We start from the raw sequence: 19,318 nt of genomic DNA, 5'->3' as shown, positions 1-19,318 counted from the left end.
TTGGACATAATATCAGTTTGGGCAGAACCATATTTATGACCGGGCGGGAGAGCGAAGATCAATCTGCGGTTGTATTGACAGTACAGTAGCTGCTCCGCCAAGAAAATACAGGGGTCATGGTTTCAGCTATGTGTTATTCAGAGCAAGACCCTCAACCGTTGCACGCTATTCTTGATTGATGTTTGATTGACCGAAAGGAGTATGGAACGCTTGCCCTAGGTTTTTTGTCATACACGAGGCAAGAATTGCAGTTAAGAGATTAGCTAAGGATGTCAAGAATACCCCCACCGATGGCAACTATAGAAGAGTGAGTACGCGGTGTGCTAGTGAGTGAACTGTGTAGCTTCTGTGCCCAAGCAAATCCCCCTGGAACCATCCACTGTGTCGCTTGCGGTGGTGCCCTAATTGCCCTGCATATCTTGTCGAAAGGAACTACCCTGCGCCAGGGCCGTTACCTCCTCGGGCGAGTCCTCGGAGAGGGGGGCTTCGGAATTACCTACCAGGGCACAGACTTGAACTTGGGGCGAGCGGTGGCCCTCAAGGAATTCTTTCCCCAGGGCTCCAGTCGTCACGGCACACACATGATTCCTCCGCCCACCTTGAAGGGTGAGGTCGTCCAACAGATGTTGCGTGAGTTCCTGACGGAGGCGAGCCAACTCGCCCAGTTTGCACACCCGCATATCGTCTCGGTCTTTGACAGTTTTGAGGAGAACAACACGGCCTATATGGTCATGGATTATTTGCGCGGTCAGACCTTGGAGGATACAGTCCTCCAAATGGGTCCCCTGGTCGAAGCACGGGTCATCATCTATCTCCAACAGGTCGGCTCAGCCCTAGAACAGGTCCACAGCCGGGGTTTGTTGCACCGAGATATCAAACCGGGCAATATCATCCTCACCCACGAAGACCGAGCGGTCTTGATTGATTTCGGCGCGGCCCGTGAATTTGTGGAGGGCACCACCCAACGCCAGACCCAGATTGTGACCAATGGTTTTGCGCCGCCGGAGCAGTATGCCCTACAAGCACGGCGGGGGAGTTTTACGGATATCTATGCTCTAGCAGCCACGGCCTATTATTTGCTCAGTGCCCAGATTCCCGTGGGTTCCATGGACCGTTTGTTCGGGAATGAGTTAGTAGACCTGAGTCCTGAGCTTAGTCCCCACTGTAAAAAAGCCGTCCTCACCGGGATGGCCCTCAGAGTCGAGGAACGCCCCGCCACCGTGACCGAATTTTTGAAACTACTCCAACCCCCGGAATTCGCCGTCCGTAAAGCCCTGAGTGTCCCAATCTGGCTCAGACCCCGTGTTGTCCAGAGCTTAACCGGACTCACTACCCCAGTCACGGCGTTGGCTTTCCAACCGGGCGGGGATTTGTTAGCTGGTGCGGCTCAAGATGGTTTCTTATTGTGGGACCTAGAGTCCGGGCAACGCCAGGGGGCACTGGCGACCGATGGTTCGGAGCGGCTGTCGGTATGTTTTAGCCCCGATGGGCAGGCTCTCTATACCGCGAGTATCCAGGGACAGGTCTCGCTGTGGGACGTTGCAGCTCGTCGGATTTACCATGCCCTGTCGCGTCTTGCCAGTCAGAGTCAAGCCCTAGCCTTCAGCCCTGATGGGGTCTTCCTGGCGATTGGCTCGGAGGAGGGCGGAGCGCGCGGCGGAGCAGGCCGTCCGGTGATTAAACTCATTGCCCTCAATGACGGCAGTTGTTACTGGACGTTTCGGGGGCACCGGGGAGCAGTGACGGCCTTGGCCTTCGCACTAGACGGGACCCTACTCAGTGGGAGTCGTGACGGGACGGTGCGGCTTTGGCAAGTGGGTCAGGAACATTCCCTGCTCAGCCTCAATATCGGACGGAGTGTCCCGGCGGTAACCGTCCACCCCGATAACCAGCAAATCGCCCTAGGGACTGCCGATGGCTCCGTCCAACTCTGGCAAGCCCGCGAGAACCGGCTCATTGCCCAGAACCAGCAGCCACTTGCCCCAGTGACGGCGATGGCCTTCCATCCCGCTGGTTACCTATTGGGGGTAGCCTGTGGCGGGCTACCCGGTCAATGGGGGGCCGGGGTCCATCTCTGGGATGTAGTGACTTCTCGGCAACGGCTCAACAGTCTGGCCTCCCCGATCCGACAGGCCGTCACATCCTTGAGTTTTTCCCAAGATGGCAGGTATCTAGCGGGAGGAACTACCCTCGGGACAGTTCAAGTCCTAACCAATACCTAGGCGAAATTCTCTACCTTCCGCTATACGACAGGACTAAGTGTAAAGATTTAGTATCTTAGCTAGGGTCAATTTTGGAATGACCTAACAAACGCGTGTACTGTCTTATCGCATGAGGAGCTGAAATGAAACTAGCTGGGTTCTCTTGGTCTATTGGTGCAGCTCTAGTTCTCGGTTTACTGACGATGGATGTCCAGGCTCAGCCGGAAGCCCCAAAAGGTGTAGCCAAGGATCTAATTGCTCAGACCTCAACGACCGACCCGACCCTACCGACGCCTAGTGAGGCCGCTGCTGAACGTCCTGGGATTAACTACATCGGGGCTGGACTCGGGGTTGGTTTGGGAGGACAGGGTACTAATCCCTTGGGTAACTCCACGGTCGGGGCGATTGTCAGCAAATTCCGTATCGTCAATGCCTCCGCCTTTGAAGTTTCCTTCCGGCCTTCAGTCCTGCTGGGCACTGATTCCCAGTTCGTTCTAGCCGGGACCGTGGACTTTATCCAGGCCGGTCAGAGCCGAGTCGTTGTTCCCTTTCTAGGGGCTGGCGGGGTCGTGGGGACGGGGAGCAATACCGGAGCTTTTTTGGCGACGGGCGGAGCTGATATCCGCATCAATGAGGCCATCACCGCCTTCGGTCAGGTCAATTTCGGTTTCTTCACCGCCAATAGCACCACGGTGAACCTGATTCTCGGCGCGGGCTTCAACTTCTAAATAAAAAAGGGGGGTCGCTTGACCCCCCAACAACTATCTAATTGGACCTACTGGAAAGTGCCGATGAAACGGCCCTTGATTTCCAATTCACCCTTGAGTGCGGCAAGGCCCGTTGGTTGTTTGCTGATGAAATTCCCTGCCACAGTCCCGGTCTGGACATCTACGGTCTGAACCTGTAACTCTAATTCACCATCTTCCACTTCGCGTTCTGCTGATTCCTTAGTCGCTTCCTCAGCGTACTCGCCCTCGGAGGCGTAGAGACCCAGAGCCTCGTCGTAGCCGACATCAGAACCCCGGCCCCGTGAATCCAGGTAGTTCAAGCCACGCAAAGGCGGGATCGTGACGGAGCCCTTGAAGTTGGTGGAGGTACTGATGTCAGCAGTCTTGACTTCACTCTTTACATCCATGGCGTTGACGTTGAAGTTGACCGCAATCCGCGCGCTCCCCTGTTGGAGGGTCATCTGTGTCCCCGTCCGACCACGCACCGCAACCAAGGCAGGGCTGCCGTCCTGATTAGTCAGTTCGGCGGTGAAAGGACCCAAGGGCGAAGTGCTGCCCCAGATGATTTTGGCGGGTTTGCCGCCGTAGGAGGCAGTGACCGGCTCAAAGCAGACATTCGTGGCTTTTTTGACGGTCCCAGGACTCAGGGTCAGGACCCCCCGGGCGTCGCTGGGCGGCTGGGGACAACCGGCGGGCTTGTCGTATTGACGGTCAGCCGAGGCCCCAATGGTCTTGTCTGAACTACAACCAACTAACATAACCGCACACATCCCCAGGGTTAGGATAGGGAGTTGCTTCAGCAAAGATGTGTTCCTCATGGCTGACAAAACCTAATTACGGACGGGACCCGCAGCAATTCGCATGGCTGAGAATAATGTTGCGGAGTGTTGCTTTAGTTATACTATATTACGGTCTGGGTGAACCCAGGAAAATAAAATTTCTCGCTCAGCCGGATTCCCGACCAGGGATCAAAGTAAAATCAAGGTAGGCCCTGCACTGTCCGTGGCTTTATCCATTCAGGAGAACCGTTTTGATGACATCTGTGCTAATCCAGTCCACGGTGCCTGTCCGCAGGGGGTCTTGTGGCTAAAAAGCGTGACCTGCGTAAAGAAAAGCAACAGCGTAACCGTGAGTATGTCAAAAAACTACGTCGGCGGACAACGGGTTCCTTCCGTCGTTCTGAGGGAGCCGGAGATGGGCGCGATGGACGCGACGGACGCGACGGGGGCTATGTCGCAATGGGTTGATGTACCGTTCAAACGGTAACTATTGAACTTTTGGGTATATACTAGCTCCAGAAGAAGTGGCAGGCCCGATGCGCGCAGCAAGAGCGTGGGGGGATTAAGTCGGGCCTTTCTTATTTCACAACCGGTGGACTCAGAAAATCCAGAAGCTCCTGGTTCATGACTGACTAGGGCGTTATCATTGAGAGACTCAAAACCCTAGCTATCTGTACGTACAGATATTCTGGGGTGCGTCCTTAAACTCTAGAGAACACTATGTCCTTCCCTTTCGCGCCTTGGCTGGATGAACACGATAGCTGCGGTGTAGGTTTTGTCTACCGTCCCCAGCCCAGCCATCAAGTCATTGCCGAAACCCTCGGGGCCTTAACTTGCGTGGAACATCGCGGTGGTTGTGGGGCGGATGGGCTCAGTGGCGATGGGGCAGGCATTTTGACAGCAATTCCCTGGCGATTGTTGGCAGCAGTGGGTTTTCCTTGGCAGTCGGGCATGGCGGTGGGGTTTTTGTTCTTACCGCAAGTTGAGGCGACGGACTGCCGCCGGATTGTGACTGAGGTTTGTCACCAAGAAGGTTTTACGGTGCTGGGGTGGCGGGTAGTCCCAACACGGCCAGAAGTCCTGGGCCAACAGGCTTTGCGTACGTGTCCTCAGCTTGAGCAGGTTATTTTACTTGCGCCCCTGGACTGGGCTACTGACGAGATTGACCGCCGCTTACTTTTGGTCCGCAAGCAGATGCGCCACCAGTTGCAGGGCCACCCGGACTATGACCACTTCTATGTCGCCTCACTTTCGAGCCGCACCATCGTCTACAAAGGTATGGTCCGTTCCCAGGCTCTGGGCGAGTTTTACCCAGACCTGATGAATCCGCTTTTTGAAACCCAGTGGGCGGTCTACCACCGCCGCTTCAGTACCAATACCCTCCCGCGCTGGCCCCTAGCCCAACCTCTGCGTCTGTTGGGACACAACGGCGAGATCAATACACTGCTAGGCAACCGCAATTGGATGAAAGCCCGTGAACCGGGACTCAAACATCCAATCTGGCAGGGGCGCGAAGCTGAATTACACCCGGTCATTTTCCCTGGTGGATCGGACTCCGCGAGTCTGGATAATGCCCTAGAACTTTTGGTGCGCTCGGGTCAGTCAGCGGAGGCGGGCTTGATGCAACTCATCCCCGAAGCCTACCGTAACCAACCGGAATTGGCTGACCCGGAGGTGGCGGATTTCTATGAATACTACAGTGCGTTGCAGGAACCCTGGGATGGTCCGGCCCTGATTGCCTACAGCGACGGGCATACCGTGGGGGCGTTGTTGGACCGCAATGGCTTGCGCCCCGCTCGTTATCTGGTCCTCAAGGATGGCTCCGTCGTGGTGGGTTCCGAGACTGGGACTGTCGCCGTGCTGCCGGAAGATGTGGTCGAGAAAGGCCGCCTGGGACCAGGGCAGATGCTCTGTGTCAACCTAGCCACGGGCGAGATTCAGACCAATTGGCAAATTAAACAAGCCGTCGCCCGTCAATACCCCTATGGCGAGTGGTTACGGCAGTACCGTCGGAGCTTGCCGCCCCAGCCTTTCGCGGACAGTGTGCGCTGGACAGGAGATGGATTGTTGGCTCGTCAAGTCGCGGCGGGCTATGGCAGTGAGGATGTGGAGAATATCGTGGAACCGATGGCCCAACAGGGTCAAGAGCCGATTTTTAGCATGGGCGACGACACCCCGCCGCCAGTTTTATCTCATCAACCCCACATCCTCTACGACTATTTCAAGCAGCGGTTCGCCCAGGTAACGAATCCCGCCATTGATCCTTTGCGCGAGAAATTGGTGATGGGGCTCGATGTCCACTTGGGCCGTCGCCACAACGGACTGAACCCGACCCCGGCAGCCGCTGAGACGCTACATCTATATAGCCCAATCCTCAACGAGGGGGAGTTGGCCCACCTAGAAGCCTGGGGCGGGGTATTTGCCAGTGCCCGTCTTGACTTGCGGTTTGCCCACGAGCGCGAGTCCCTAGAAACCCGACTTACCCAAATTTGCACAGAAGCGGCAGAAGCGGTGCGGGCGGGACGATCCCTCCTAGTCCTCAGTGACCGGGGATTGACCCAAGAACAAGCGACGATCCCCGCTTTACTTGCGGTGGGAGCGGTCCACCATCATTTGATTCGTCAAGGCTTGCGCTTGGATTGTTCGCTCATCGTCGAGACGGCGCAGTGCTGGAGTACCCACCACTTTGCCTGTTTGTTGGGTTATGGTGCCCAGGCCATCTGTCCCTATCTAGCCTTGGAACTGGTCCGGCACTGGTACCACAGCGATAAGACCCGGATGTTCCTGGAGCAAGCCAACGGACCCGTCCCGATTCCTGAAGCTAAGGCCCAGCAGCTAGCGGACTTTGTGGGATTGACGCTTGAGAAGGCCCAGTTAAATTACAAAAAAGCGGTGGAGAGCGGCCTGCTTAAGGTTCTTTCTAAGATGGGAATTTCCCTGTTAGAGAGTTATATCGGGGCTCAGATTTTTGAATGTGTGGGCTTGGGTCCCAATGTGATTAGCCGTTGTTTTGAGGGGACGACTTCTCGGATTGGCGGTCTAGAGCTAGACCAGATCAGCCAAGAAGTCCTCCAATTCCACCTACGGGCCTATCCCCTGGCCAAGCGGGTCAACTACGGCTTGATTACCTATCGTCAAGATGGAGAATATCACGGCAATAACCCCCTGATTGTCCGTGCTCTACACACGGCGATTGGGCTGAATAAAAAAGTAACAGACCCTGAACAACGTCAAAACGCGTTTGCCGAATACCAGACCTTGATCCGCGACCGTCCACCCGCCGCGCTCCGTGACCTACTTACCTTCACCTCAGACCGCGAACCCATTCCTCTGGCAGAAGTCGAACCTGTCGCCGAAATTGTCCAACGCTTCTGTACTGGCGGGATGTCTCTGGGAGCTTTATCCAAGGAGGCCCACGAGGTCCTCGCCATCGCCATGAACCGGCTCGGCGGTAAATCTAATTCCGGGGAGGGCGGGGAGGACCCGTTGCGCTATCACCCTATTCCTGATATCACCCCGGAGGGGACCAGTGGACTCTTCCCCGGTCTCAAGGGCTTGCAGATAGGCGACCGCGCTGCCTCCAGTATCCGGCAGGTGGCCTCGGGTCGGTTTGGTGTAACCCCGGAGTATCTGGTGACTGCCGACCAACTGGAGATCAAGATTGCCCAAGGTGCAAAACCGGGGGAGGGCGGTCAGTTGCCCGGTCATAAGGTCTCGGAGTACATCGCTGAACTCAGGCGTTCTAAGCCCGGTGTTTCTCTAATTTCACCGCCGCCCCATCATGATATTTATTCAATTGAAGACTTGGCGCAATTAATCTTTGACTTACATCAGGTTAACCCCCAAGCCAAAGTCTCCGTCAAGCTGGTGGCTGAAGTGGGCATCGGGACGATTGCCGCTGGAGTTGCCAAGGCTAACGCTGACATTATCCAGGTCTCTGGGCACGATGGCGGGACCGGGGCCTCGCCCTTGAGTTCCATCAAACACGCCGGGTTGCCCTGGGAGTTGGGACTTGCGGAAGTCCATCAAGTCCTGCTTGCCAATGGCTTACGTGACCGGGTGCTGCTCCGGGTTGATGGCGGGCTTAAGGCGGGTTGGGAAGTGGTCATGGCGGCCTTGTTGGGGGCGAATGAGTACGGGTTCGGCTCGATTGCCCTAATTGCTGAGGGCTGTATCATGGCGCGAGTCTGTCATACCAATAATTGCCCGGTGGGGATTACTAGCCAAAAAGAGAATTTACGTAAACGCTTCCCCGGTACCCCGGCGGCGGTGGTGGAATTCTTTGTGCTCATTGCTGAGGAGGTCCGCTATACCCTGGCTCAGTTGGGCTATCGGTCCCTCCAGGATATCTTGGGCCGGGTGGACTTGCTCAGGGCACGTTCAGAAGTCGCTTTGTTTAAGGGTGCGCCCTTAAATCTAGATTGTCTGTTGACCTTGCCTATCGTGGATAGCCGTGCTTGGCTTGTTCCGCCGAAAGTAGCCCATGGCAACGGTCCTGTCCTTGACGATGAGATTTTAGCAGAACCTACCATTCAAGCCGCCCTGAGGACCCACGGCACAGTCCACAAACACTACCCACTCAGTAACACTGACCGGAGCGTGGGAGCCAGGATCGGGGGGGCGATTGCCCGTCTCTATGGGAACCGGGGGTTCCGTGGTCAATTGGTCCTGGACTTTGTGGGCTATGCGGGTCAGAGCTTCGGGGCTTTTATTGTCCAGAATATGCGCTTGAGTCTGGAGGGCGACGCTAACGATTATGTGGGCAAGGGCATGAGCGGGGGCGAGATTGTGATTCGTCCATTCCGGGGGTCCCCGTTTGAGGCAGCGCAGCAGGCCATCGTCGGTAATACCTGTCTCTATGGGGCTACTGGGGGGGTGCTCTATGCCGCAGGTCGGGCCGGGGAACGGTTCGCTGTCCGCAACTCCCAGGCGCAGGCGGTGATTGAGGGGGCCGGGGACCACTGTTGTGAATACATGACCGGGGGCGTAGTGGTGGTGCTCGGCAGTGTGGGCCGTAACTTTGGGGCGGGGATGACCGGGGGACTGGCCTACGTCTTGGATGAGGACCAGACCCTCACCGCCAAATTTAATTCCGACGGCAAAAAACGGCTCCAACGCGTCCCGACTGGGGGTGAAGGTGCGCTCAAGTCGCTGATTCAAGCCCATTACCGGACCACCGACAGTGACCGCGCTCGCGCCATCCTCGAAAACTGGTCCCATTACCTACCCCAGTTCTGGCAAATTGTCCCGCCTGCGGAGTCTGACCATCCCGAGGCTTTAGTGTTGGTAACGACGGCAGTGCTGACCCAGGAATGATGGAGAGAATCCAGAATCCATACGCTAATTACACCGCGCCTGTTAGAATTCTGAGGGCTTAGGAACTTTACAATTAGTAACCTTTGGCCTTGGCTGAACAGGGTTGCCTTTGGGAGGAGTAACGTGGTGAATTTTGCAGCAGACCCGGTGATCCGGTCAAAAAATCGTGTGCTTTTGGAAAACTTGGAGACGATTACCTATAAGGATGTCCTCGCGACAATCCCACGGGCCTGTTTTGAGAAGGATGTGTCACGGGGTCTGCGGGCGGTGGCTCTGCACTTAGTCATTCTGGCGACTTCCTATGCACTTTTGGCGGTGGTCCCGTGGTGGCTAGCCCCGGTGCTTTGGGTCTGGATTGGGACGGTATTGTGGGGGAATTTCGTCTTGGCCCACGACTGTGGACACCGTTCGTTCTCGTCGTCTAAATGGCTCAACGATACCCTGGGGCACTTCTTGTTGTTGCCGACGTTATACCCCTTTCACTGCTGGCGGATCATGCACAACCGTCACCATGCCTGGACTAATCACCAGGAGCGCGACAACAGTTGGCGTACCATTACCCCGCAGGACTACCAACAGATGCCCTGGTTTGACCAGTTCTTTTACCGCCATGTCCATGCCTACGGTTGGTGGTTCGCCTCGGTCATCCACCTCTTTTTGTTTCACTATGATCCCCGGAAATTCCGCCCCCAGGAGTGGCCGGAAGCGCGGTTTTCCCTGGGTGTGGTCGGGGTGTTCGCGCTGAGCTTTTTCCCGGCCTTGATTTACTTCACGGGGCTGTGGGGGTTGGTGAGCTTCTGGGTCATGCCCTGGCTGGTGTTTCATTTCTGGTTGAGTACGTTTACCCTGGTCCACCACAACCACCCCGAGATTCCGTATTATCCGGCGGCGCAATGGAACCCGGTTAAGGCGCAACTTTTTGGCACGGTCCACTGTGAATATCCTTGGTGGGTGGAGTTGGTCGCCTACCGGATCGGGGTCCACATCCCTCACCACCTCTCGACAGCAATTCCTTACTACCACCTACCCGCTGCCCATGCCGCCATCAAAGCGCACTGGCCTGAGTACGTCCATGAAGCCCGTTTCAATTGGTCCTACCTCCAGGAAATTGTGAGTACCTGTCATCTGAGCGATGTGGAAGGCTACCATATTCCCGTCAGCGAAACCAAAAAAGCATGACCATCGCCCCGGCCTTGATCCCCAAAACCCAACGCTTCCTCGAACTGCTCTATGTGCTGACGGCGCGTAACCTCAAGGTGCGCTACCGGGGGTCTTTGCTGGGGGTCTACTGGTCCTTGCTCAATCCGGTGATTATGACCGGGGTGTATACGGCGGTTTTTGGGACGACCTTTGCCGCCTACTACGACAACTCCGTGGTGAATTATGTCCTGGCGGCCTTCACGGGGCTGGTGGTAATTAGTTTCTTCAACAGCACGACGGCCCAAGCGTTGCCCAGTGTGGTCCGTAACGGGACTTTACTCAACAAGATCCGGCTGCCCATTGGGGTCTTGCCCCTCTCAATGGTGATGGCAAATGTCTTTCAGTTCATGGTCGGGGCTTTCCCGTTACTGGCAATCATCACCCTCTGGGTTTCGGGGAATCCTTTCCATGTCTTGTTATTGTTGTTGCCAGTGCTGGCCTTAGTGATTGTTACCACTGGGGTCAGCTATATTCTGAGTGGTCTTTATGTCTTCTTCCGGGACCTGCCCTATCTCTATGAATTAGTTACCTTCATCCTGCTCATCAGTAGCCCGGTCTTCTATCCAGCCGAGATTGTCCCGCCCCTAGTCCAACCTTTCTTGGCCCTCAATCCCCTCTCGCCCATCATCGAGAGCATCCGCAAATTGGCCCTCAAGGGTGAAACAGACCTCAACCAAATTGGTGCAGCTTGGGTCGGGAGTCTGGTCATCGCTGGGCTGGGCTGGGTGGCTTTTCGGAGTTGGTACGACCAGTTTATGGACTTGTTGTGAAGGGAATACGACCCGCGAGGGCGGACTCAGGTACGGTTACTGAGTAAGGCCGATTCTACACCAACCCCCGGCCCCAAAACGTAACGCCTGGGCCCGGAGACTTTGGGGAGTAGACCTACAGTGCCAAGAAAATCCCCCGGCCCCGACCGGCGGTGAGAAGGTTGTGGATGGGAACAAAGAAGACTAATGCGCTAGTTTTTAACCTGAATTAGCGGGCCTTGCCCCCTTAACCCGAGGGGGCACATTTTTTGATGAACTAACTACCAATGAGCCACAGCCATTTGAATTGCCGCCTGTGCTTCCGCCAGGGCAGCCGTACGGGCATCATCCCCCATATTTAAATTCTCAGCGTGAATAAACGTGATATCCGTAACCCCGATAAAACCAAAAATGGCCCGCAGAAATGGTTCCTGGAAGTCCACACTCGCCGCAGGTGAGCCGGGGGCGTAAACCCCGCCCCGTGCCGTCAGGACCAGCATCTTTTTCCCCTCTTCAACCAAACCCTTTAGCCCAGTATCAGTGACAGCAAACGTCCGATTTACGCGCACAATCTGGTCAATATAGGCTTTGAAAGTAGAGGGGACGTTGAAGTTGTACATCGGTACCCCACACACGTAGTAGTCCGCCGCCAAAAACTCATCTAATAGGACATCGCTTGCCTGGATGACAGTTTTGAGTTCAGGACTCAGGGTTTCAGGGGGACTGTAGGTGGCGGCAATCCAGGGTTCATCCACGTGGGGGACGGGTTGGTGTCCGAGGTCACGGTAGGTCACGGTGTCTTCGGGATGGACCGCTTGCCAAGCCTGGATGAAATCATGGGAGAGGCGGCGAGAGATAGACCGTTCACCCCGTGGGCTACTGTCTAGGTGCAGGATATGGGCCATGCTTAACTCCTTGGGTTAGCGGTACGGGCCTGTCTGACCATGGCAATGAGGGTCTGGTGCGCGTCCTCAGAGTCCTGGAGCGCGTGGTCAAAGTCAATGCGGACAGGTACTGCCGTCCCATCGACCTGCGCGGAGAGGTCCATCCCGGTCGGGTCAATGGCAACCATCTGGGCGGCAGCGACATTTGTAAGGCCCCCGTAGACCTGGGCATAAAGGATCACGGCTGAGGCATGGTCATCGTTCATGTGTTGACAAATCCGGTTGCTCACCACGGGAGAAAGGGCATCCGCCATCGTGCTAGATCCTCAAATACCTTTCCAGGATAAATCAGGTGGGCTGGGCCGGGAAGGGCTGGCTAGCGGTGTTGGGTTCACAGTCGTTTTGGCGCAGGATGGCGAGGGCGTCTGGGGCACGGAGTCCGGCTTGGACGATGACCAAAATATTGCCTTGACGGAGGGCTTCACTGTAGGCGCGGGCTTCATCTTCGGGAATGCCCTCACGCTTCAAGTCACCGAGGAGCCCGTTATCACCGTGGTCGCCCTTGAAAATATTGACAATGCTCTGGAGGACTGCCCCTGGGTCAGTACCATCACCCGCTGAATGCACATCGAGACGATTCGCTAGGTCCTGTTGGTCGCCGTGGTGAGCCATGGCAACGCTAATCTGGTCTTCACTGAAGCCACCCAATAAGAGATCGGTGATTGCTTCTTCCGCTTGGGCCGCGTTGGGGAAAAGTCCGGCTAGGGTTTCGCGGTCAGCCGTGGCGGTCGGGCTGGGAGTGGACTGCGTATTAAGCGGGTAGGTGTTACTGGCTCCAGCGTCCACCCGTTGGGTATTCACGTTTTTTGTATCCACGGGCGATTCCTTTTACTTGCGTATTGCCATCTTTGCAGAGGGGAGCCGCGAGTTAATCCCCCCTTGGTGGGAAGGTCAAGGCGGGCTGGCGACGGGGGTATTGACGGGTTGGAGAACTTCGGGGCTAATTTTAAGGGGAGTGCGGGCGCGGTAGCGGGCGACTTCGTCGATGAGTCCCTGGTCGGATTCTTTAGTGAAGTCCTGAAGGCTCTTGGGGTTCGCTAAGTTCGCTCGATGGATCAAGCTGAAAACATCCAGTCCCCCCGGCTCGGTACCCAGACCGCTCGTCGTATTGCCGGGGTTGGTCGTGCCGGTGGGGGTGCTGGTTGCGGTCCCGCTGAATTGGGCCAACACGGGTGGCGCGGTCATTAAAAGTCCTAGAAGCAGGCTAACCACCACTTTCATCCGCTGTCCTCGCCTTTTCATCCCCTATAATAATCGGACCATGAAAAATTTGTATAACGTCGGAGTCCTAGGGGCAACAGGGGCGGTCGGGACGGAGCTATTGACCCTCCTGCTGGAACGGAACTTCCCGGTGGACCGTTTGCAACTGCTGGCCTCGGAACGCTCGGTGGGCAAAGTCACGCCCTTCGGGACCCTGGAGGCGATTCACCCAGACCAGTTCGTGGGATTGGACTTTGTCTTTGGCTGTACGGGGAGTGATTTGGCCCAGCAATGGCAGGCAGCGATTGTGGGGGCGGGGGCAGTCTTCATTGATAACTCCAGTGCCTTTCGGCTAGTGGCGGGGGTGCCTCTGGTCGTCCCGGAGGTGAATGGAGCGGATGCCACCCAGCACAAAGGGATCATCGCCAATCCCAACTGCTCAACAATCCTGATGGCTCTCGCACTCTGGCCTCTTCATCAAGTTCGTCCAATCCGTCGGGTGGTGGCAGCAACCTATCAAGCCGCCAGCGGTGCAGGTCAAGCGGCGATGCACGAACTCCAGACCCAGACCGCCCAGGTTTTGCGGGGAGAGCCAGCCCAACCGGAGGTCTTTCCGTACCCGGTTGCTTTTAACCTCTTTTTGCACAATTCACCGATGACCGCTGTGGGCTATTGCGAGGAGGAACTCAAGATGCTTCATGAGACGCGCAAAATTTTTCATCTGCCCGAACTCGCGGTGAGTGCGACCTGTGTGCGGGTACCTGTGCTACGCGCCCATGCCGAAAGCCTCAATATCGAATTTTATGAACCCTTCCCCGTCGAACAAGCCCGTGTCCAGCTTGCCCAAGCTGCGGGAGTGCGGTTGGTGGAGGATTGGTCGCGCAATTATTTCCCGATGCCGCTAGAGGCCAGTGGGCAGGATGACGTTTTGGTGGGCCGGATTCGTCAGGACCTCTCTTGCCCCAATGCGTTGGAGTTGTGGCTGGCGGGGGACCAGATTCGCAAGGGTGCGGCCTTGAACGCTGTCCAGATTGCGGAGATCTTGCGCTGAGTACCCGACCGACTGTGGGGATTTTGGGGCTGGGGTTGATTGGTGGTTCCCTGGCTCTGGATCTCAGTCAATTGGGCTACCAGGTCCTGGGAGTCAGTCTTCAAACTACAACCTGTGCTTTGGCCTGTCAGCGGGGGGCGGTGCGGGTGGCGAGTACGGATTGGCAACTCTTGGCAGGGGCGGACTTAATTTTTGTCTGTGTGCCCTTGGACCAGACAGTGCCGAGTGTGGCGCGGTTAGCTGAATTTTTGCCGGAAGGAGTGGTAATTAGCGATGTGGCTTCCGTTAAGGCTGATATCGTCGCGCACTGTTCATGGCCTTGGTTTGTGGGTGGACATCCGATGGCGGGGACGGCGCAGCAGGGGATGGGTGCGGCGGTCCAGGGTTTATTCCGGGACCGTCCCTATGTACTGACCCCCACGGTAATGACAGACCCTGAGGCACTAATCAGCGTGCAGATGGCAGTCCAAGACCTCGGGGCCAAGCTCGTGCTCACAGACCCGGTGGCCCATGACCGGGCGGTGGCTTTGGTCTCCCATGCTCCGGTTTTTGTGAGTGCAGCGTTACTGTTGGCGGGTGTCCAAGCGGACACTGAGCTTTTGGGGTTGGCCCGTCAACTGGCGAGTACAGGTTTTGCGGATACCACGCGCATTGGCGGTGGCAACCCGGAGTTGGGTCTATTGATGGCTCGCCATAACCGCGCCCAAGTTCTAGTCAGTTTGGCAGCCTATCAAACGCAGTTACAGAAACTACACCAAGCGATTACGGAAGAGGACTGGGCGCAAGTCGTCCAAGCTCTGCAAACTAGCCAACGGGTGCGGGGTGAGTTCAGCCCCCTACCTCCAGCCCCTCCCCCGTACCCTGCCGGGCCCAGGCGAGCAGAGTAGGGGCGTAAGAATTAATAGTCTCTACTGTCTTTTGTCTTACCTCTTTTGCCTCAGTCCCCGACTAGTGGGTGAGACACCTGGCCCACAGGAATTACTGTCTAAGTCAGGAGCACACGCATCATGCTTCACCCCGCTAATGGTCATCGGCCCAATCCTGAAGTCCTTGCCAAACCTACCGTCGTATCCTGACGGCAGGCGGTTTGACCTGATGTATGACGGGACTAAGCCCCCTAAACTCCTGGAATACAACGCCGATACCCCGACTGCCTTGCTGGAGGCCAGTGTGGTCCAGTGGACTTGGTTGCAGGAAGTCCTACCCCAGGCGGACCAGTTTAATTCCATTCATGGAAAACTAACTGCCGCCCTAACTCTGTTATCCCTCCATGGCGAAACCCTCAACTTCATCAGTGTCCAAGAGATCATGGAGGACCTGGGGACCGTGGAATACCTGCGCGATGTCGCCATCCAAGCTGGACTGACTACAGACCATCTTTTCGTCGAGGAGATTGGCTGGGACCCGCAGCAGCAGTATTTCTGTGACCTCAATGGGCGATCAATCCGGGCTTTATTTAAACTCTATCCCTGGGAATGGCTGGTCACGGATAGTTTCGGGGCGCAGCTAATGACCACCCCGCTGATGTTGATTGAACCCACTTGGAAACTGATGCTTAGTAATTCATCCCTAGTTTGCTGTTTGCGATGGCGTAGAGCCGATGGGATTTAATGGGAATACAGCAGCCGGGTTCTAAGGTGTGGCAGGGTTTTTTGAATCTTCATAAGGAAGCGGGACTGACCTCCCATGACTGTGTGGGGCAGGTGCGACGCATCCTCAAAGAACGGCGGATTGGGCATGGTGGGACCTTAGATCCCCTAGCGACGGGGGTACTGCCCTTGGCAGTGGGACCGATGACCCGACTGTTGCCCTACTTACCCGACGATAAAGGCTATCAGGCGACAGTGCGCTTCGGGGTCCAGACGACCACTGACGATCTAGAGGGAGAGATTTTAGCCCAGGCTCCCTGTGGATACCTCACCCTAGCTGAAGTCCAAGCGGCCCTCAAGCAGTTCGTGGGCCAGATTGAACAAGTCCCGCCCCAGTACAGTGCGATTCGTCAGCAGGGGAAACATCTCTATGAGTTGGCCCGCGCTGGGATTGCGGTTGCGGTCCCCCCCCGCGTCGTCCAGATCCACAGCCTCACGGTCCTTAGTTGGCGGTCGGGCGACTTTCCAGAAGTGGTGTTGCAGGTAAGTTGTGGCGGGGGGACCTATGTGCGTTCGTTGGCGCGGGACCTGGGTTTGGCCTTGGAGACTGGGGGGACTTTAGCGGGACTGGTGCGGACCCAGAGTAGCGGGTTTTATCTCAAAGAGAGCTTGACCCTAGACCAAGTACGCAGTGCGGTCGGTGCAGGGAGCCTACAGTTACTCAGTCCCGCCCAAGCCCTCAACCATTTTCAGCGGGCCGACTTAGATGAAGATGCGGCCCAAGCCCTCGGTTTTGGTCAAAAAGTCCCCTGGTTTGGAGGAACGGGCTTGGTTCAGGTCTGGCAGGGCGAAAAATTTCTAGGCATTGGGCGCGGCGAGGGCCAGAAGCTCCAACCCATCACCATCTTGAGCGGTACTCACTGATGCCCGTCTACCTGTACTGGGGAGAGGACCGCTTCTTAGTCGTCCAGCAGGTCCAACAGTTGCGCCGTCGGGTGGAGACCGCTTGGCAGGCTTTCAATGACCAGCGTTTTAGCGAAGACCAGATTCAGAATGCCCTCAATGAGAGTCTGACCCCGCCCTTTGGCAGTGGCGACCGGGTGATCTGGATCGAGAGCCAACGACTTTTTCAACAAAAAGAAGAAGAGCCCGACAAAAAGTCCAAAAAAGAACTCGACCCCCTGACCCAGGAACTAGCCCGGACCCTGCCCCTCATCCCCGTGACGAACCATCTCATTTTCACCGCCGCCCTCAAGCCCAATGGCAAACACCCCGCCGTCAAACTGCTCCAAAAACACGCCCAGGTCCAGGAATTCGCCCTCATCCCCGCCTGGAAAGAAGACGAACTCATCCGCCGCGTCCAGACCCTAGCCCGTGCCCAGGACCTCAAGCTCAGCCCCGAAGCTGTCCAATATCTCGTCGAAGCCCTGGGTAACGATACCGCCCGTCTTCATAATGAACTTGCCAAACTCGCCCTCTATCCCAGCCCTGTCCCCCTGCGCGGGGAGGAGGTCCGGCAGTTGGTGGTCAGCAGTGCCCAGACGAGCTTTCAGTTAGCCGAAGCTATCCTCCAGGGCAAGACCGCCCTCGCGTTGACCGTCTTGGGCCAGTTGTTCCGGCAAAATGAACCTGCTCTCAAAGTCTGTGCGGTCCTGACCACTCAGTTCCGGGTCTGGGTCTGGGTAAAGCTCTTAATTGAACGGGGAACCGATGACCCGGTGCAGATTGCCGAAGAAGCCCAGATTGGCAACCCCAAGCGCGTCTACTTCCTCAAAAAACAAGTCCAGGGCCTCAAAAGTAGCCAATTACTCGCCTGTTTGCCGGTATTGCTAGCACTAGAGGAGTCGCTCAAACAGGGCCAAGACCCCCAGCACCGTTTTCCCCAGACTCTAGCCCAACTTTGTGCCTGCTGTGCATCGGCTGAAGTACGCTAAAGGCCAAGGTTTTGAGGAAAGCCCATGGACGATGATGTCAGCCCCCGCCCTACGGCAGTCCCGCTCTATGTCTACACGCAACTGGCCCAGGAACTCGATTACCTGCGCTTACAAAATCGTGCCCTCCGCCAAGAGAATCACCAGTTGCAGACGCAACTCGCCGCAGCTAGTAAACCAAAGGGTCGGGGCTGGTTAAATTGGGCAGTCAAGCGGGAGGCGTAGGTCGGTTGAAACCCTCGGTCGCCTTGAGGACCTGTTGCAACATTGGGTTATTCAAAAATTCATCTTCAGACTGATTGGTATAAGCGTCAGCCGTCTCCATAATCTGATTCCAAGGGGTTTCAGCGATGTATTGACGGGCGGTGGCTAAGTTCGCCAAGTGGGGACAGGCATCCCCGAGCACACAGCCATTGACACAGGTTACGGCACAGTTGGTGCCATCGGTGGTAGACATGATGTGTTCCCAAGTAATATCTAAATCTTCCCACTCCTTTGGCTCGGTGATGAGGGTCTTCTGGCCTTAATCCCCAAGCATGGCTCCAGTCCCGGCTCTGGGCAAAAAGGCGGGCTATCAGAGATAATTGAGCAAAACCATGGGTCAGCGCGATGGATGTCAAAGAAGTCGAAGACAAGATGAAGAAGGCCATTGAAGCCACCCGTAACAACTTCAACAGCATCCGCACCGGACGGGCTTCAGCAAGCCTTTTAGACCGGATTACCGTGGAATATTACGGAGTCCCCACCGCCCTCAAGTCCCTGGCGACGGTCTCCACCCCCGATGCGATGACCTTGCTCATCCAGCCCTTTGACCGCTCCAGTGCCAAGGGCATTGAGAAAGCCATCGCCGAATCAGACCTCGGGCTGACCCCCAATAACGACTCCGGCAGTATTCGGCTCAACATCCCGCCTCTGACCCAAGAACGCCGTAAATCGCTGGTCAAACTGGCCCAAGGACTCACCGAAGATGGTCGCATTGCTATCCGCAATATCCGCCGGGATGCCATTGATGGGCTGCGTCGGGATAAATCCCTCTCTGAAGACCAAGTGCGCGACACCCAGGCCACTGTTCAGAAGCTCACGGACAAGTACATTGAGCAAGTAGACAAGCTCGCCGCCGAGAAAGAAAAAGACATCATGAGCGTCTAGTCTTTTTCACCCACAAAATTAACCAGACAAGCCTGTAACTGCGTCCGGTCAAAGAGCATCGGGATGAGGTGGATATTTTTCACCTCTCGGAAATAAAAGAGCACCGGGCAACCGGGCCAGAAAATCGTCCATGCCAACCAGTCCTGATAAGGGAAGGAAACGAAGACTTTGGTTGAGCGGGAGACCGCCAAGGCCGTAGCTGTGAAGGTCAACCGGACGGTCGCCGCTTGATAGGCCAAAAATCCCGCAAACAACCCCAACCCCACGCCCACCCAAGGCAACCAACTCACTGCCAATCCCGCCAGAACCGCAACTCCGAGGGGCACCCCATAGCGGGGTTGGAGCGTGACGGGCGTTATCAAAGGAACCATCAGCCTCCTCCTTGACACTCCCCACGGCTAAAGCCGGGGGATAGCTGGGTGCTACCGCCCAGCTCTTGGTTCCACGAGTCAGCTTGCAACATCGGATTGCGCCTCTGTCG

20 protein-coding genes are annotated in these 19,318 nt (G+C 56.4%); 13 read left to right on the top strand and 7 right to left on the bottom strand.

The window, feature by feature from the left end:
- Positions 1-326 precede the first annotated feature (326 nt).
- Positions 327-2,222 (top strand): serine/threonine-protein kinase, encoded by a 1,896-nt coding sequence (locus HFM78_RS14205; protein ID WP_287130111.1) that lies wholly within the window; start codon positions 327-329, stop codon positions 2,220-2,222.
- Between the two features lie 122 nt (positions 2,223-2,344).
- Positions 2,345-2,929: a hypothetical protein gene (locus HFM78_RS14200; protein WP_287130110.1), complete on the top strand. Its 585-nt coding sequence runs from the start codon at positions 2,345-2,347 to the stop codon at positions 2,927-2,929.
- 47 nt (positions 2,930-2,976) lie between these two features.
- Here the strand turns inward: HFM78_RS14200 and psbO are convergent, their stop codons facing one another.
- Positions 2,977-3,732 (bottom strand): photosystem II manganese-stabilizing polypeptide, encoded by a 756-nt coding sequence (gene psbO / locus HFM78_RS14195; protein ID WP_287130109.1) that lies wholly within the window; start codon positions 3,730-3,732, stop codon positions 2,977-2,979.
- Positions 3,733-4,011: 279 nt separating this feature from the next.
- On the opposite strand from psbO, the gene HFM78_RS14190 reads away from it, so the two are divergent.
- The 4 genes from HFM78_RS14190 (at position 4,012) to HFM78_RS14175 (ending at position 10,994) form a co-directional block, all read left to right on the top strand.
- Positions 4,012-4,176 carry a hypothetical protein gene (locus tag HFM78_RS14190; protein WP_287130108.1) on the top strand — a complete coding sequence of 55 codons (165 nt, stop codon included), beginning with the start codon at positions 4,012-4,014 and terminating at the stop codon, positions 4,174-4,176.
- A gap of 252 nt (positions 4,177-4,428) precedes the next feature.
- On the top strand, positions 4,429-9,024 hold the full coding sequence (gltB, locus tag HFM78_RS14185; RefSeq protein ID WP_287130107.1) for a glutamate synthase large subunit: 4,596 nt from the start codon (positions 4,429-4,431) through the stop codon (positions 9,022-9,024).
- A gap of 126 nt (positions 9,025-9,150) precedes the next feature.
- Complete coding sequence (locus HFM78_RS14180; protein WP_287130106.1) at positions 9,151-10,203, top strand: fatty acid desaturase; 1,053 nt, start codon at positions 9,151-9,153, stop codon at positions 10,201-10,203.
- Positions 10,200-10,994: an ABC transporter permease gene (locus HFM78_RS14175; RefSeq protein ID WP_287130105.1), complete on the top strand. Its 795-nt coding sequence runs from the start codon at positions 10,200-10,202 to the stop codon at positions 10,992-10,994. The genes HFM78_RS14180 and HFM78_RS14175 overlap by 4 nt, the downstream gene beginning before the upstream one ends.
- 260 nt (positions 10,995-11,254) lie before the next feature.
- Here the strand turns inward: HFM78_RS14175 and HFM78_RS14170 are convergent, their stop codons facing one another.
- From HFM78_RS14170 to HFM78_RS14155, 4 genes are all read right to left on the bottom strand, one after another.
- Positions 11,255-11,878 (bottom strand): FMN-dependent NADH-azoreductase, encoded by a 624-nt coding sequence (locus tag HFM78_RS14170; protein ID WP_287130104.1) that lies wholly within the window; start codon positions 11,876-11,878, stop codon positions 11,255-11,257.
- A gap of 2 nt (positions 11,879-11,880) precedes the next feature.
- The gene (locus tag HFM78_RS14165; protein ID WP_287130103.1) at positions 11,881-12,171 is read right to left on the bottom strand and encodes a DUF2470 domain-containing protein; all 291 of its coding nucleotides are present in this window, start codon (positions 12,169-12,171) and stop codon (positions 11,881-11,883) included.
- 34 nt (positions 12,172-12,205) lie between these two features.
- Complete coding sequence (locus tag HFM78_RS14160) at positions 12,206-12,733, bottom strand: general stress protein (RefSeq protein ID WP_287130102.1); 528 nt, start codon at positions 12,731-12,733, stop codon at positions 12,206-12,208.
- Between the two features lie 75 nt (positions 12,734-12,808).
- Positions 12,809-13,102 (bottom strand): hypothetical protein, encoded by a 294-nt coding sequence (locus tag HFM78_RS14155; protein WP_287130101.1) that lies wholly within the window; start codon positions 13,100-13,102, stop codon positions 12,809-12,811.
- A gap of 76 nt (positions 13,103-13,178) precedes the next feature.
- Here HFM78_RS14155 and HFM78_RS14150 point away from each other — a divergent pair, with 76 nt between their 5' ends.
- From HFM78_RS14150 to HFM78_RS14125, 6 genes are all read left to right on the top strand, one after another.
- Positions 13,179-14,168 carry an aspartate-semialdehyde dehydrogenase gene (locus HFM78_RS14150; RefSeq protein WP_287130100.1) on the top strand — a complete coding sequence of 330 codons (990 nt, stop codon included), beginning with the start codon at positions 13,179-13,181 and terminating at the stop codon, positions 14,166-14,168.
- Between the two features lie 14 nt (positions 14,169-14,182).
- Positions 14,183-15,055, top strand: a complete 873-nt coding sequence (locus HFM78_RS14145; RefSeq protein ID WP_287130099.1) for a prephenate/arogenate dehydrogenase — start codon at positions 14,183-14,185, stop codon at positions 15,053-15,055.
- Positions 15,056-15,191: 136 nt separating this feature from the next.
- On the top strand, positions 15,192-15,779 hold the full coding sequence (locus HFM78_RS14140; protein ID WP_287130098.1) for a glutathionylspermidine synthase family protein: 588 nt from the start codon (positions 15,192-15,194) through the stop codon (positions 15,777-15,779).
- Positions 15,779-16,681 carry a tRNA pseudouridine(55) synthase TruB gene (gene truB / locus HFM78_RS14135; protein WP_287130097.1) on the top strand — a complete coding sequence of 301 codons (903 nt, stop codon included), beginning with the start codon at positions 15,779-15,781 and terminating at the stop codon, positions 16,679-16,681. Before HFM78_RS14140 ends, truB begins: the two co-directional genes overlap by 1 nt.
- Entirely contained in the window at positions 16,681-17,691 is a 1,011-nt protein-coding gene (holA, locus tag HFM78_RS14130; RefSeq protein WP_287130096.1) for a DNA polymerase III subunit delta, read from the top strand. The genes truB and holA overlap by 1 nt, the downstream gene beginning before the upstream one ends.
- Before the next feature lie 24 nt (positions 17,692-17,715).
- On the top strand, positions 17,716-17,913 hold the full coding sequence (locus HFM78_RS14125) for a hypothetical protein (protein ID WP_287130095.1): 198 nt from the start codon (positions 17,716-17,718) through the stop codon (positions 17,911-17,913).
- On the opposite strand, the gene HFM78_RS14120 is transcribed toward HFM78_RS14125, so the two are convergent.
- A complete protein-coding gene (locus HFM78_RS14120; protein ID WP_287130094.1) occupies positions 17,897-18,145 on the bottom strand; it encodes a hypothetical protein in 249 nt (82 codons plus the stop codon). The two genes, HFM78_RS14125 and HFM78_RS14120, sit on opposite strands and share 17 nt — an antisense overlap.
- Positions 18,146-18,297: 152 nt before the next feature.
- Between HFM78_RS14120 and frr the strand changes: the two genes are divergently transcribed.
- Positions 18,298-18,837 carry a ribosome recycling factor gene (gene frr, locus HFM78_RS14115; RefSeq protein ID WP_287130093.1) on the top strand — a complete coding sequence of 180 codons (540 nt, stop codon included), beginning with the start codon at positions 18,298-18,300 and terminating at the stop codon, positions 18,835-18,837.
- Here the strand turns inward: frr and HFM78_RS14110 are convergent.
- A complete protein-coding gene (locus HFM78_RS14110; RefSeq protein WP_287130092.1) occupies positions 18,834-19,208 on the bottom strand; it encodes a DUF3119 family protein in 375 nt (124 codons plus the stop codon). The genes frr and HFM78_RS14110 overlap by 4 nt on opposite strands.
- Positions 19,209-19,318 lie beyond the last annotated feature (110 nt).

This window comes from Candidatus Cyanaurora vandensis (assembly GCF_013285555.1).
Lineage (GTDB): Bacteria > Cyanobacteriota > Cyanobacteriia > Gloeobacterales > Anthocerotibacteraceae > Cyanaurora > Cyanaurora vandensis.
Note: the sequence above shows the minus strand (reverse complement) of the source record. Positions and strands in the feature narration are given on the sequence as shown.

Coding starts and splice junctions, on each gene's coding strand:
- HFM78_RS14200 (WP_287130110.1), top strand. CDS start 2,345: ATGAAACTAGCTGGGTTCTCTTGGTCTATTGGTGCAGCTCTAGTTCTC.
- gltB (WP_287130107.1), top strand. CDS start 4,429: ATGTCCTTCCCTTTCGCGCCTTGGCTGGATGAACACGATAGCTGCGGT.
- HFM78_RS14175 (WP_287130105.1), top strand. CDS start 10,200: ATGACCATCGCCCCGGCCTTGATCCCCAAAACCCAACGCTTCCTCGAA.
- HFM78_RS14170 (WP_287130104.1), bottom strand. CDS start 11,878: ATGGCCCATATCCTGCACCTAGACAGTAGCCCACGGGGTGAACGGTCT.
- HFM78_RS14165 (WP_287130103.1), bottom strand. CDS start 12,171: ATGGCGGATGCCCTTTCTCCCGTGGTGAGCAACCGGATTTGTCAACAC.
- HFM78_RS14155 (WP_287130101.1), bottom strand. CDS start 13,102: ATGACCGCGCCACCCGTGTTGGCCCAATTCAGCGGGACCGCAACCAGC.
- HFM78_RS14150 (WP_287130100.1), top strand. CDS start 13,179: ATGAAAAATTTGTATAACGTCGGAGTCCTAGGGGCAACAGGGGCGGTC.
- HFM78_RS14140 (WP_287130098.1), top strand. CDS start 15,192: ATGGTCATCGGCCCAATCCTGAAGTCCTTGCCAAACCTACCGTCGTAT.
- truB (WP_287130097.1), top strand. CDS start 15,779: ATGGGAATACAGCAGCCGGGTTCTAAGGTGTGGCAGGGTTTTTTGAAT.
- holA (WP_287130096.1), top strand. CDS start 16,681: ATGCCCGTCTACCTGTACTGGGGAGAGGACCGCTTCTTAGTCGTCCAG.
- HFM78_RS14125 (WP_287130095.1), top strand. CDS start 17,716: ATGGACGATGATGTCAGCCCCCGCCCTACGGCAGTCCCGCTCTATGTC.
- HFM78_RS14120 (WP_287130094.1), bottom strand. CDS start 18,145: ATGTCTACCACCGATGGCACCAACTGTGCCGTAACCTGTGTCAATGGC.
- frr (WP_287130093.1), top strand. CDS start 18,298: ATGGATGTCAAAGAAGTCGAAGACAAGATGAAGAAGGCCATTGAAGCC.
- HFM78_RS14110 (WP_287130092.1), bottom strand. CDS start 19,208: ATGGTTCCTTTGATAACGCCCGTCACGCTCCAACCCCGCTATGGGGTG.